Source organism: Pseudomonas sp. 05N433, assembly GCF_056396925.1.
In genome coordinates, this window is the sequence record NZ_JBFTML010000019.1 from 24,542 (window position 1) to 38,672 (window position 14,131).

The following is a 14,131-nucleotide window of genomic DNA, read 5'->3' on the forward strand; positions in this document are numbered from 1 at the left end:
CATAATGCGCGCCGTGATGATGACTTTTGAACGAACAAGGCGAGTGACGTGTTGAAGAAATCCCTGTTCCAGTTGCACTGGTTTTTCGGCATCAGCGCCGGACTGGTCCTGGCCCTGATGGGCATTACCGGGGCGGCAGTATCGTTTCAGGATGAAATCCTGCGAACGCTGAACCCCTCCGTGCTGCACGTCGAGAAGCAGATCGCCGGCGTGCTGCCACCGGCCGAACTGGTGGAGAAAATCGAAAGCGCTTCGGGCAAGATCGTCTCTATGCTCTGGGTCGAGACCGACAGCGGCAATGCTGCGCGGGTGATCTTCACGGCGCCGCCCGGCGAACGTCGCGGGCAGATGCGTTATTTCGACCCGTACACCGCCGAGTTCATGGGCGACGTCACCGGCCAGGACTTCTTCGGCCTGATGCTGCAACTGCACCGCTTCCTCGCCATGGGTGATACCGGCCGGCAGATCACCGGCGCCTGCACGCTGATTCTGGTGTTCTTCTGCCTGTCCGGCCTGTACCTGCGCTGGCCGCGCCAGTGGAAAAGCTGGCGCGCCTGGCTGACGCTGGACTGGAAGAAAAAGGGTCGCAGCTTCAATTGGGACCTGCACTCGGTGGCCGGTACCTGGTGCCTGGTGTTCTACCTTTTGGCGGCACTGACCGGGTTGTCCTGGTCGTACGAGTGGTACAACAAAGGGCTGACCAGGCTGCTGTCCGACTCGCCGCAAAACGAGCGGGTTCGCAGTGGTCGCGGCCCTGCGCCAAGCGGCCCGGCCCCCACCGCCGATTACGCCGCGATGTGGAGCAGCATCTACAGCGCCGCCGGCCCTGGTCTTTCGTCCTACAACGTTCGGATGCCGCCAGTGGCCGGGCAACCGGCAACCGTGTTCTACCTGCTGAAGGATTCACCCCACGACCAGGCACGGAACCAGATCACCCTCGATCCGGTGACCGGCGCCGTCAGCCGTCATGACCGCTACAGCGACAAGAGCCTCAAGGCGCAGTTGCTGACCAGTATTTATGCACTGCACGTCGGCAGTTATTTCGGGCTGGTCGGGCGGATCATCCTGACCATCACCGCGCTGAGCATGCCGCTGTTTTTCGTCACGGGCTGGTTGCTGTACCTGGACCGCCGACGCAAGAAACGTCAGATCAAGGATGCCCGTAAAGGCCTTGAGCAACCGGGTAGCGACGCACCGGCATGGCTGATCGGCTTCGCCAGCCAGAGCGGGTTTGCCGAGCAGCTCGCCTGGCAGACTGCCGGGCAATTGCAGGCCGCCGGATTACCGGTGAAAGTTCAACCGTTGGCCGATGTCAGCGAACAGGACCTGCGAGATTCCAGCAACGCGCTGTTTGTGGTCAGCACCTTCGGCGACGGCGAAGCGCCGGACAGCGCCCGCGGTTTCGAACGTAAAGTGCTGGGGCGTGCACCGAGTCTTAAACGCCTGAACTATGCCGTGCTCGGCCTCGGTGACCGCCAGTATCAACACTTCTGCGGCTTCGCCCGTCGCTTGCACACCTGGCTGGGCGAGCACGGCGGCAAGACCTTGTTCGCCCCGGTTGAAGTCGACGGTGGCGACCCTTACGCCCTGCGTCACTGGCAACAGCAACTCGGTCTGCTGACGGGTCAGGCACCGGTCGACACCTGGCAAGCGCCCAGCTACGACAACTGGACCCTGACCCGCCGCGAATTGATGAACCCGGACAGCAGCGGTGCTCCCGTGTACTTGCTCGGCCTCACCGCTCCCAGCACCAGCAGTTGGCTGGCCGGTGATCTGGTGGAAGTGCTGCCGCGCAATGGTGCGTGGGCGATCGAGCATTTCCTCGAGGGCCTGGGAATTGACGGTCGGGCCACGGTTGAACTCGATGGCCTGTCGCAGCCTCTGGAACAAGCCCTGGCCAGCCGCCAACTGCCCGAGAACCGCGCTCATCTGGTCGGCCTGCACGCGCAAGCGCTGGTGAATGCGTTGGTGCCACTGGCCCTGCGTGAATACTCCATCGCCTCGATCGCCGCCGACGGCGTGCTGGAATTGATCCTGCGTCAGGAGCGGCACCCAGACGGCAGCCTGGGCATCGGCTCCGGCTGGTTGACCGAACACGTGCCTGTGGGCAGCCACGTCAACCTGCGGGTGCGGCGCAACAGTGGTTTCCATATGCCGAACGAACCGGTGCCGATGATCCTGCTGGGCAACGGCACCGGCCTGGCCGGGTTGCGCAGTTTGCTCAAGGCACGGATTGCCGACGGGCAACAGCACCACTGGCTGCTGTTTGGCGAGCGCAATCGGGAACACGATTACCTGTGCCGTGCGGAGCTGGAAGAGTGGTTGATCAACGGTGATCTGGCGCGTCTGGACCTGGCGTTTTCCCGCGATCAGGCCGAGAAAATCTATGTGCAGGATCGCCTGCGCGAGTCTGCCGGCGAGCTGAAGAAATGGCTGGCCGATGGCGCCGTGATTTACATCTGCGGCAGTTTGCAGGGGATGGCGTCAGGGGTGGACCAAGTGCTTAACGACGTGCTGGGTGCGGATGAAGTCGAGCGCCTGATCGAACAGGGCCGCTACCGCCGCGACGTTTACTGACACCGTTGATGATTGTTCCCACGCAAAGCGTGGGAACAATCATGCTGCCCTCAAACCGGCTGCAACTTACGCTCGAACACCCCCACCCCATCCAGATCCCGCAGCACGACACTCAACTCCCCCGACTGCCCATCGATGTTCACCTCGCCAAAAAACTGAAACCCGGCAAACGGCGAGGTGTTCTGCGCTGCGGGAGCCTTCTGGAATACCACCTCGGGGCCGAAGGTTTTATCCAGCGCATTCGGCCCGAAACTGCCCGCATTCAGCGGCCCCGCGACAAATTCCCAGAACGGCTCGAAGTCCTGGAACGCCGCGCGATCAGGATGGTAATGGTGCGCCGCACAGTAATGCACATCCGCCGTCAGCCAAACGAAATTGCGCACCTGCTGCGCCCGCAGAAAGCCCAGTAATTCAGCGATCTCCAGTTCACGGCCCTGAGCCGGGCCCGGATCACCGTTGGCCACCGCCTCCCAACGCGCCACACCGGGGCTGACTTCGCCGTCCGGGACGCCGAGGCCGATAGGCATGTCGGCGGCGATGACTTTCCATTGAGCCTGGGAGCCTTTCAATTCACGTTTGAGCCAATCCAATTGCTCTCGACCGAGGAACGGTTTGGCGGCACCAAGGTTGTCGTCATTGGCACCCCGGTAGCTGCGCATGTCGAGCACGAACACATCGAGCATCGGCCCATAACTCAGCTTGCGATAAATCCGCCCGCCACCGTCGGCGCTCTGCAAACGCATCGGCGCATATTCCAGCCAGGCCTGCCGTGCGCGGCCCACCAGGCTGTGGATATCTTTGCTCTTGTAGCGATCATCCAGTTGCTTGCCCGGCGACCAGTTGTTCACCACTTCGTGGTCGTCCCACTGCCAGATCTGCGGCACTTCGGCGTTGAAACGACGGACGTTTTCGTCCATCAGGTTGTAGCGGTAATTGCCGCGATACTCGTCGAGGGTTTCGGCGACTTTGCTCTTGGCTTCGCTGGTGACGTTGCGCCACACCCGGCCGCTTTCGGTGGTCAGTTGCGCCGGCACCGGGCCATCAGCGTAGATGGTGTCGCCGCTGTGGATAAAAAAATCCGGCAGGCGCAGACGCATGGCTTCGTAGATGCGCATACCGCCGATGTCCGGGTTGATGCCGAAGCCTTGGCCAACCGTGTCGCCACTCCAGACGAAACGAATATTCCGCCGAGCGCTGGGCACACTGCGCAGATGGCCGAACCACGGTTCGCTGGCGACACCGCTCTGAGCGTCTTCGAACGTCACGCGGTAGAAAATTGCCTGATCGGCAGGCAGGCCGGTGAGTTCGACCCGAGCGGTGAAATCGGTGCCGGCATCGGCCAATGGCGAGACGAATCGACGAGGGTTGCTGAACAGGCTGCGCGTGTCCCATTCCACCACCATCCGCGCCGCACGATCGCTACGGCTCCAGATCATCGCCCGGTCGCCCAACAGGTCGCCGGACTGCACACCATCGGTGAGTTGCGGCCGATCCTTGACCGATGCAATCACCGCCGGCGCCAGGCCGGGCAGCAACAGCCCGGCTCCGACAGCTTGTATGACACGACGGCGGCCGAGGTCGAATTCGCTCATGGTGCTCTCCCTGAAAAAGGAAAACTAAAGCATGGCCGCATGAATCAGGTATGACACAAAAAAGATCGCACCCTCCAGCAGCTCCAGGCTCGATGTACGCCGCCATATCGCGGTCGAACACTGTTCTGGCCGGGAGCTGCCAAAGGCTGCGATCTTTGGCTGTTAAGCGTTAGCCGGCTCCAGCGCCAGTTCCACTGTTTCCGGTCGCTTGAGCACCGAATACACCACCGCCGTCAGCAGACTCCCGGCCACGATCGCCAGCAGATACAACAGCGCATGGTTGATCGCATTCGGAATCAGCATCACAAACAATCCACCGTGCGGCGCCATGAGTTTGCAGCCGAAGTACATCGACAACGCGCCGGTCAGCGCACCGCCGGCGATGCTCGCCGGAATCACCCGCAGCGGGTCTTTGGCCGCGAACGGAATCGCCCCTTCGGAGATAAAGCACAGCCCCAGCACCAGCGCCGCTTTACCGGCCTCGCGTTCCGTCTGGGCGAACTTGCGCCGGGCAATCAACGTGGCGATGCCCAGGCCAATCGGCGGCACCATGCCGGCGGCCATGGTCGCGGCCATCGGTGCATAACTCTGCGATGCCAGCAGCCCCACCGAAAACGCGTAAGCCGCCTTGTTGATCGGCCCACCAAGGTCGACGCACATCATGCCGCCCAGCAGCACACCGAGCAGAATTGCGTTGGTGGTGCCCATGCTGTCGAGGAAATGGGTAAGCCCCGCAAGCATCCCGGCCACCGGTTTGCCAACCACGTAGATCATCACCAGACCGGTAAACAGGCTCGCCAGCAACGGAATGATCAGGATCGGCTTCAGCGCCTCAAGACTTTGCGGCAAGCGCGCATAACGGTTGATCGCCTGGGCCGCATAGCCGGCGATAAAACCAGCAATGATCCCGCCGATGAAACCGGCACCGAGCGTGCTCGCCAGCAAACCACCGATCATCCCCGGCGCCAGGCCCGGACGGTCAGCGATCGAGTAGGCGATATAACCCGCCAGCAGCGGCACCATCAGTTTGAACGCGCTCTCGCCGCCGATCTGCATCAGCGCCGCCGCGAGCGTGCCTTGCTCCTTGAACGCGGTGATGCCGAACACGAAGGACAAGGCAATCATCAGACCGCCCGCCACCACCATCGGCAACATGTACGAGACACCGGTCAGCAGGTGTTTGTAGATACCGGTCTTCTCTTGCTTGGCCGGGCCTTTGGCGCCGGTCGCAGCGCTTTCCTGCTTGCCTTCGGCCAGGGCTTTGTTCAGCGTCGCTTCGGCCTGTTTCAGGGCGATGCCTGTGCCGCAGCGGTAGATTTTCTTGCCGGCGAAACGCTCGGTGGCAACTTCGATGTCTGCCGCCAGCAGCACCACGTCGGCATTGGCAATCGCCTCTGCACTAAGCGGATTGCGTGCGCCGACCGAGCCCTGGGTTTCCACTTGCAGGTCGTAACCCAGACGCTTGGCCGCTTGCTGCAAGGCTTCGGCGGCCATGAAGGTGTGGGCGACACCGGTCGGGCACGCGGTGACGGCCACCAGGCGTGGCGCCTGTTTAGCAACCGCGGCAGGTTCAGCGGTGGCTGCGGGCGCGACGTAAACCTCGGCTTCCTCTACCCCACGGCGCAGCACCGCTTCGACATCTTGCAGAGCCTGGGCCGGGGTGCTCTGGAACACCCGTTTGCCGATAAACCGCGACATATCCACCGGCGCGCTGGTGACCAGCAACACCCACTCGGCGGCCTCGATGATCGCCGCCGACAATTGACGTTCCGGATGGGCTGCATCCACGACTTCGACACTGGTGCTCCAGCCCTGACGCTGGGCCGCTGCATCGAGCAGACGAGCACACAGCACACTGGTGACCATGCCGTTCGGGCAGGCCGTAACAATGGCTAATTTCATTGCAAACCCTCTTATTGTTCTGTCAGGGGGCGCACGCGCACGCCCTGTTCGAGCTGCGCCAGTTGCGCGGCGTCGCCGATGCCAAAACCGATCTGGGTGACGGCCATGGCTGCAATCGCAGTGGCGGTGCGCAAGGTCTGTTCAGGCGTATCGGCACTGAGCAAACCGTGCAGCATGCCCGCCAGCAGCGAATCCCCCGCACCGACGGTGCTGACCACGCTGACCTTGGGCGGTGTGGCATGCATCGCCGAGCCGACACTGAACCAGTTCACCCCGTCGGCACCGTGGGAAATCACCACGTGCTCGATGCCATGAGCGTGCAAACGGCTTGCGGCCTCGGCTTGGGCGCCCACGGAAACCACTTCGCAATCCAGTGCTTCAGCCAGCTCTTCAGTGTTGGGCTTGATCAGCCACGGGCCAGCCGACAGGCCGGCGCGCAAGGCTTCACCGCTGGTGTCGAGCGCAACGTTCAAGCCGCGTTTTTTCAAGCGCAGGATCAACTCCCGCAACCATTGAGCACTCACGCCACGGGGCAAACTGCCGGCCACCACGACGGCGTCATGCCCTGGTGCAATCTGGTCGAGCCGATCAAGCAAAGCCTGCTGCGCCGCTTCACTGACCCGCGGCCCCGGGCCGTTGATATCGGTGATGCGCCCATCGTTTTCCGCCAGTTTGATATTGCTGCGGGTCTCGCCGGGGACGCGGATAAACGCGTCGGTGAAGCCGCGTTTGGCGAACAGGGTTTCGAACGCCTGAAGGTTATCTTCCCCGAGAAACCCGCTGACAGTCAGCTGATGCCCGAGGTCGGCCAGCACCTGCGCCACGTTCACCCCTTTGCCGGCGGCGTGGGTGTGCATTTCGTCGCTGCGATTGACCTGACCGGGCACAAGCATCGGCAATTGAACGGTAAGGTCCAGCGCCGGGTTGAGGGTCAGGGTTAAGATCTTGGCCATTACAGCGCCTCCACTAATGCGCGGACTTCGTTCGCGCTGCCCACGGCCAGGGCCTGTTGGGCAAGGGTTTGAGTCTGGGTCAGGCTGAGTTCGCGAATGCGCGCCTTGACCTCGGCAATGCTGCGGCCCGACACGCTCAACTCATCCACACCCAGGCCCACCAGCACCGGCACCGCCAGCGGATCGGCCGCCAGTTCACCGCACACGCCGACCCACTTGCCATGAGCATGAGCCGCACGCACGGTGATGTCGATCAGTTGCAGCACCGCCGGGTGCAAGCCGTCAGCCTGGGCCGACAAAGTCGGGTGACCACGGTCGATGGCCAGGGTGTACTGGGTCAGGTCGTTGGTGCCGACGCTGAAGAAGTCCACTTCCTTGGCCAAGACCGGCGCCAGCAAGGCGGCCGACGGCACTTCGATCATGATCCCCAGTTGCAGATCGGCGACCGGGATTTCCAGACGCAGACGTTCGGTYATGTCCCGAGCCTGGCGCCACTCATCGACGCTGCCGACCATCGGGAACATGATCCGCAAGGGACGGTTATCCGCCGCACGCAGCAAGGCGCGCAATTGCGCTTCCATGACCTGCGGACGTTGCAGGGTCAGGCGAATGCCACGCACACCGAGGAACGGGTTCTCTTCTTTGGCGATCGGCCAGTACGGCAGCGGTTTGTCGCCACCGACGTCGAGGGTGCGCACCACCAGCGGTCGCCCGGCCAGGCCATCGAGTACACGACGGTATTCGACTTCCTGGGTGGCCTCGTCCGGTGCTTGTGAATGAGCCATGAAAATCAGTTCGGTGCGCAACAGGCCAATGCCTTCGGCGCCCTGCTCCACCGCGCTGGTGACGCCAGCGCTTTCACCGATATTGGCGAACACTTCCACGGGGTGGCCGTCGGTGGTCAGCGCCGGTTGATGGCGTTGTTCGGCGGCGGCTTTGAGGCGCAGTTCGCGGGTGTCGCGCTCTTCGGTGGCGCGCTGCAAGGTCGCGGCATCGGCGTCCACGTGCAGGCGGCCGCGTTGGCCATCGATCAACAGCGGCGTGCCCGGTTTCAGCAGCAACACGGCGGCGCCGGCGCCCACCAGTGCCGGAATACCCAGGGCCCGGGCGACAATCGCACTGTGGGCCGTGGCACCACCGCGAGCGGTGAGAATGCCGGCGACGCGCGTCGGATCAAGACGCGCCACATCCGACGGGCCGACTTCGTCCATCACCAGAATGTACGGTTGCGCAGGCTCCGCAGGCGTTTCGACGCCACACAAATGCGCCAGCACCCGACGGCCAATGTCGCGCAAGTCGGCGGCACGTTCGGCGAGCAACGCGTCCTGCAGCGCTTCCTGTTGTTTGGCGGCGGCTTCGATCACCGTCATCCACGCCGCTTCGGCGCTTTCACCTTGCTTGAGGCGGGTTTCGACTTCGTCGGTCAATTCCGGATCGTCGAGCATTTCCTGATGGGTGATGAAAATCTCGCGAATCGCTTTGGCCTTGCTGCGCTCGATCAGGCCTTCGATGTCACGACGCACATCGGCCAGCGCTTGCTTGAGACGCTCGCGCTCGATGGCCGCGGACTCACCGCGCAGCGGGTAATCGATGACTTGCAGCACTTGAATATGCGCCGGGCCGATGGCGATCCCCGGTGCCGCGGCAATCGCCTGAATCAGGCTGCCGGACGCTGGCGCGAGCAGTGTTTCGGCGACCTCCACCTCCACGAGCACTTCGCGCTGCTGGCTTACCACGGGCAGCGGCTCGACTTCTTCACCGAGGCCTTCTTCGATGGCCGCCAGCAAGGCCGGCAAGGCGTCGGCGGCGATGACCGGTTCGGCGATGAGTTCCAGCACCTGACCGCGACGGGCGCCAAGGCTGAGCAGTTTGCTCAAACTCTTCACCGACACCGCGCTGTCGTGACCATCGACGATGCGTATACGGATCTCGCCTTCAAAACTTTTCGCCAGTTGCGCGAGGATCTTCGCCGGGCGCGCATGCAAACCGTGGGCGTTGGCCAGGGCAATGCGTGCGCTCGGCCAGTCCGCCGGCACTTCACCGCCAAGGACCTCCAGCACCGCGCGGCTACTGGTGGCACGGCCCAATTCATGGCCGCGACCTTCAATCAGCAACGCGCAAAGACGTTCGAGCAGCGCCTGATGGGCTTCACCGAGGCTGGCCAGGCAGAACAGCCCGCTCAGCGGCTGACCGAGGTAGCGGATGGGTTTGTCCGGGGTAACGAACGCCAGGCCGGGACGCTTCACCGTTTGTTCGCTGTGCAGCCACCACAGGCCATCGCCCAGCGGCAGCGCTTCGACCTGCTGCAAGACGCCGGCAAAACCGTTGCTCACGCAATCGGCCTGACGCAGCAAACGGGCACCGCGCCAAACCAGCTCTTCGAAGTCATCGGCGGACACACCGAGGCCGATCATCTGTGCGTCCAGTGCCAGCTCTTGTGGCGCGCCTTGCAGCAATTTCAACAAGGCTTCGGCGGAACTGGCGCGACGCAGGGCCTGGCCCAGGTCGGTTTCACCGAGGGCACGGGTCAGCAGTTGCAGCAGGCGCAGGTGTTCATCGGATTTGGCGGCGATACCGATGGCCAGATAAACGATCTGGCCATTGCCCCAGTCCACTCCGTCAGGAAACTGCATCAGCCGCACGCCAGTGGCGAATACCTGATCGCGGGTTTCGGGAGTGCCATGGGGGATGGCAATACCTTGGCCGAGAAAGGTCGAGCCCTGGGCTTCCCGGGCCTGCAAGCCTGCGAGGTAACCGTCGGCCACCAGGCCATCGGTCACGAGTCGGTCAGCGAGCAATTGCAAGGCGGTGGCTTTATCCACAGCCGACTGGCCCATGGATATCTGCTCTATGGTGAGCTCGAGCATGCTTTCTCCTTTTTGGCGCCGTGTGACGCCAGGTATTGTTTTGATTGATTCAGCTTAGGCGTTTTGAGAACACCTTTTCAGACGCAGTTTTGGCGGTTTCGCGGCAGAACCGGCCAAAGCGACCTATAACGTAGAAAATACGCCTGCTGAAACGTTTAATCTAGAATCTTAGGCACGTTACTCGATAATGTCTCATCCTTGAAGTCCAATTATCGGATGTGCTGCGACAATGGTCGCCTGCCTCAATCGGGTAGGATTGGCGAAAATGTCGGGGCACGCTCTAAAAACAAGGAATACCGGGTTGAAACTCAGTGATATTGCACAATTGGCTGGTGTCTCCGTGACCACCGCCAGTTACGTCATCAATGGCAAGGCCGAACAGCAACGCATCAGCAGCGCCACTGTCGAGCGCGTGCGGGCAGTGGTCGAACAACATGGCTTCACGCCCAACCCGCAGGCCGCCGGGCTGCGCAGTCGGCACACCCGCACCCTGGGCTTCATTCTGCCGGACCTGGAAAACCCCAGTTACGCGCGAATCGCCAAACTGCTGGAACAAGGCGCCCGGGCGCGCGGCTATCAGCTGCTGATCGCCAGCTCCGACGATGCGCCGGACAGCGAACGGCAATTGCTGCAACTGTTCCGTGCCCGCCGCTGCGATGCGCTGATCGTCGCCAGTTGCCTGCCGGCCGGTGACGACAGTTATCGCCAGTTGCAGGCCAAAGGCATTCCGATCATCGCCATCGACCGGGTGATGGAGCCCGAGCATTTCTGCTCGGTGATCAGCGATGATCGCGAAGCCAGCCTGCACCTGACCCGCAGCCTGCTGACCCCGCTGCCAAAACAGATCGCGCTGCTCGGCGCACGCCCTGAATTGAGTATCAGCCAGGAGCGGGCAGCGGGCTTCAAGGAAGCGCTGAACGGTTTCAAAGGCGAGGCGCTGATCGAGCACGGCGAGTCGTTCAGCCGTGAGTGCGGCAAACAACTGATGGAAGAATTGATCCAACGCCTGGGCCATTTGCCGGATGCGCTGGTGACCACCTCCTACGTGCTGCTTCAGGGCGTGTTCGATGCCTTGCACGATTTCCCGCTGAAAAGCCGCCCGCTGCGCCTGGGCACCTTTGGTGATACGCAGTTGCTGGACTTCCTGCCGCTGCCGGTCAACGCCATGGCCCAGCAGCATCAACTGATCGCCGACAAAGCCCTGGAACTGGCAGTGACCGCCATCGAACAGGCCGATTACCAGCCCGGCGTGCAGGCCATCGCGCGGACGTTCAAGCAGCGTATTCTTCAGGACTGAACCGTGGAACTGATCGACACCCACACTCACCTGGACTTTCCGGACTTCGACCCGGATCGTCAGGCGCTGCTGGCCGAGAGCCGCGCCCTCGGCGTGCGGCGGATGGTGGTGCTGGGGGTGTATCAGGCCAATTGGCAGCGGGTCTGGGAGCTGGTGCAAAGCGATCCCGATCTGCACGCGGCGTTTGGTTTGCACCCGGTGTATCTGGATGACCATCGCCCTGAAGATTTGACCGAACTCGGTGACTGGCTGACGCGGTTAGCGGGCCATCGCCAGCTATGCGCGGTGGGCGAGATCGGTCTGGATTACTTCATCGAAACTCTGGATCGTGAACGTCAGCAATCGCTGTTCGACGCCCAACTGCAACTGGCGGCGGACTTCAATCTTCCAGCATTGATTCATGTGCGACGCAGCCACGCAGCGGTGATCGCCACACTCAAACGGTTTCGCTTGAAACGGGCGGGGATCATTCATGCCTTCGCCGGCAGCCAGGAAGAGGCTCGCGAATACATCAAGCTCGGTTTCAAACTCGGCCTCGGCGGCGCYGCGACCTGGCCACAAGCCTTGCGCATGCACCGGGTGATTGCCGGTTTGCCCCTTGAATCGGTGGTACTGGAAACCGACTCACCGGACATGGCCCCCGCCATGTTCCCCGGCCAACGCAACAGCCCGGCCCATTTGCCGGAGATCTGTGAGGCACTTGCCACCCTCATGACGATCAGCCCCGAACAACTGGCCGCCGCCAGCACGGCCAACGCCTGTGAGCTGTTCAACTGGTAATCCGTTGATTCCCACATTTGATCTGCTTCGTGGCATCAAACCCGGAACGCACTGATCAACTGCTTGAGCTCCACCACCTGCGCCGACAGCGCTCGGCTCGCATTCTCGGTCTGGTGCGCGCCTTCGGCGGTGCGCTCGCCGGCGCGGTTGATCTCGACGATGTTCTGGTCGATGTCGTGGGCCACAGCGGTCTGCTGCTCTACCGCAGCGGCAATCTGCTGGTTCTGGTCGACGATCATGCCGACGGCGCCGAGGATGTTTTCCAGCGCCTGCTGAACCTTTTCCGACTGCCCGACGGTGCCATTGGCCATCTGATGGCTGGTGCCCATTGCCTTGACCGCCGCACCGACACCGCTGTGCAACTTGGTGATCATCTGCTCGATTTCTTCGGTCGATTGCTGGGTGCGCTTGGCCAGGGTCCGCACCTCATCCGCCACCACCGCAAAACCCCGGCCCTGCTCGCCCGCGCGGGCGGCTTCAATGGCGGCGTTGAGGGCCAGCAGGTTGGTCTGTTCGGCAATGCTTTTGATCACCTCCAGCACACGACTGATGGACTGACTGTCGCTGGCCAGTTGATTGATCACCCGCACCGACTGATCGATTTCGCTGGCCAGTGCAGCGATGCTGCCCTGCTGGGACTCCACCAATCCGCGACCGCTGACGGTCTCGTCATTGACGCTGTGGGCACTGCTGACGGCCGCAGAGGCACTGCGCGCCACCTCCTGGGAAGTGGCCGACATCTGGTTCATCGCGGTGGCGACCTGTTCGATCTGTGTACGCTGCCCCGCTACCGCCTGGTTGCTCTGGGCGGACACGCTTTCGACYTGCCCGGCCTGGCGCTCGACCTCGCTGACGGTCTGCCCCACTCGCTCGATCAGGTCATGGATTTTCTTCACGGTACCGGTGAACACCTCACCCAACTCGCCCAGCTCGTCGCAGCTGTTGGCGCTGAAGGTCACGGTCATGTCACCGGCCGCCACCTTGTCCATCACTGCGCCCAGACGCTTGAGGGTGGTGCGAGTCGAAGCGTAGAACCCGCCATAGAGGTAAAAAATCAACACAAACACCAGCGCCAGCGCCACCGCCTGCAACACCATGTGGGTACGGTGCTGCTCCAGCCGCTGCTGCAACTGGGTGCCGAGAAACTTCAGGGTGGCTTCGTTGAGTTGATAGGTCTGGTCCATCAGGCCCGTGACCTGATCGAAAAAGGCCTGCCACGGCGCATCGAGGGTGTCGGCCATCACCACCTGTTCTTCGAACAGTTCACTGGCCTTTTTCAGGGAGGCCTTGCTGCTTTCTGCCTGAGCCGCCAGGGTTTCGTGCGCGGCTTTACTGGAGCCCAGAGCGTCCTTCAACTTCAGGCCGTATTCGGCCTGAAGTTTCTCGATCTGCGCCAGCAACTCATCAAATCGGGTACTCGAGGCCGAATTGAGAAAACCCTGCCCCAGCGAGTAGGACCCCATCGCTCGGCCCTCGCCGAGTGTCTGGGTGACGGCCGGCGTGACGTTGGTAATGAGTTCACTCAGCTGACGCATGTCGCTCTGGCTGTCGCGGCTCAGGCCGGCCTGACTGGCGATGATCTGGCTGAAAATCTGCGCGCTGCCGAGCAACTTGCCGATCAGCGCACTTTTGCTTTGCAGGGAGTTTTCCGCTTGCTGGACCTTGAACGCGGCGATCATTTCATCGCGTTTACCATCGAAAAACGTGATTTGCTCCGGGTCAGTGGTCATCGCCGCCAGCCCCTGCAAACGGCTCAGGACGCTTTGCTCCAGGGCACTTATCGTCGATTCGACATGATTGGCCTTGCCGGACTGGCCCAGAGTGACGTTGATCTGTACCAGGTTGTTCAGGGTCTCCAGGTCCCGACGCAGGCTCAGGCCGCTGCCCAACAGGTCGAGGCTCTGCAACTCGATCCGGGTGCCCTGGAATTCGCGATAGGAGTCGCGCACCAGATAGAAGTTGGTCACCAGCATCGGTACGAGGAACAGCGCGCTGATCAGGCTGAACTTCATGCCGAAGCTCAGGCGGTTCATCAGCGCGACGGCGGGATAGAGCAAGCTCTTCACTGTGAAGTCTCCCTTTGATTTCTTATTTTTATTGGCAGGCGCGCAGAGACAGCAGATAGCCACTATTGGCGCTGCCTCTGTATAGCCTAAATCGGAG

Annotated in this window: 8 protein-coding genes and 1 pseudogene; 3 read left to right on the plus strand and 6 right to left on the minus strand. The window is 62.3% G+C overall.

Annotated elements, in window-relative coordinates; genetic code table 11:
- The first annotated feature begins 48 nt into the window (after window positions 1–48).
- On the plus strand, window positions 49–2,577 hold the full coding sequence (locus AC1DIS_RS12710) for a PepSY domain-containing protein (RefSeq protein WP_477744044.1): 2,529 nt from the start codon (window positions 49–51) through the stop codon (window positions 2,575–2,577).
- A gap of 50 nt (window positions 2,578–2,627) precedes the next feature.
- Here the strand turns inward: AC1DIS_RS12710 and AC1DIS_RS12715 are convergent, their stop codons facing one another.
- The 4 genes from AC1DIS_RS12715 to ptsP form a co-directional block, all read right to left on the minus strand.
- Complete coding sequence (locus AC1DIS_RS12715) at window positions 2,628–4,169, minus strand: alkaline phosphatase D family protein (RefSeq protein ID WP_477744045.1); 1,542 nt, start codon at window positions 4,167–4,169, stop codon at window positions 2,628–2,630.
- 162 nt (window positions 4,170–4,331) lie between these two features.
- Window positions 4,332–6,071 (minus strand): PTS fructose-like transporter subunit IIB, encoded by a 1,740-nt coding sequence (locus tag AC1DIS_RS12720; RefSeq protein ID WP_018929501.1) that lies wholly within the window; start codon window positions 6,069–6,071, stop codon window positions 4,332–4,334.
- Window positions 6,072–6,082: 11 nt separating this feature from the next.
- Complete coding sequence (gene pfkB, locus AC1DIS_RS12725; RefSeq protein WP_018929500.1) at window positions 6,083–7,024, minus strand: 1-phosphofructokinase; 942 nt, start codon at window positions 7,022–7,024, stop codon at window positions 6,083–6,085.
- Window positions 7,024–9,891 carry a phosphoenolpyruvate--protein phosphotransferase gene (gene ptsP / locus AC1DIS_RS12730; protein WP_477780902.1) on the minus strand — a complete coding sequence of 956 codons (2,868 nt, stop codon included), beginning with the start codon at window positions 9,889–9,891 and terminating at the stop codon, window positions 7,024–7,026. The genes pfkB and ptsP overlap by 1 nt, the downstream gene beginning before the upstream one ends.
- Before the next feature lie 301 nt (window positions 9,892–10,192).
- Here ptsP and cra point away from each other — a divergent pair, with 301 nt between their 5' ends.
- Together cra and AC1DIS_RS12740 are read left to right on the plus strand one after the other, a co-directional pair.
- Complete coding sequence (gene cra / locus AC1DIS_RS12735) at window positions 10,193–11,188, plus strand: catabolite repressor/activator (protein ID WP_018929498.1); 996 nt, start codon at window positions 10,193–10,195, stop codon at window positions 11,186–11,188.
- Between the two features lie 3 nt (window positions 11,189–11,191).
- On the plus strand, window positions 11,192–11,968 hold the full coding sequence (locus AC1DIS_RS12740) for a TatD family hydrolase (protein WP_477744046.1): 777 nt from the start codon (window positions 11,192–11,194) through the stop codon (window positions 11,966–11,968).
- Between the two features lie 35 nt (window positions 11,969–12,003).
- Here AC1DIS_RS12740 and AC1DIS_RS12745 read toward each other — a convergent pair whose 3' ends face one another.
- Both AC1DIS_RS12745 and AC1DIS_RS12750 read right to left on the minus strand, forming a co-directional pair.
- Entirely contained in the window at window positions 12,004–12,933 is a 930-nt protein-coding gene (locus tag AC1DIS_RS12745; RefSeq protein ID WP_477744072.1) for a methyl-accepting chemotaxis protein, read from the minus strand.
- Window positions 12,910–14,001 (minus strand): annotated as a pseudogene (locus tag AC1DIS_RS12750) (methyl-accepting chemotaxis protein); the annotation flags it as partial. The pseudogene AC1DIS_RS12750 and the gene AC1DIS_RS12745, both read right to left, overlap by 24 nt.
- Window positions 14,002–14,131 lie beyond the last annotated feature (130 nt).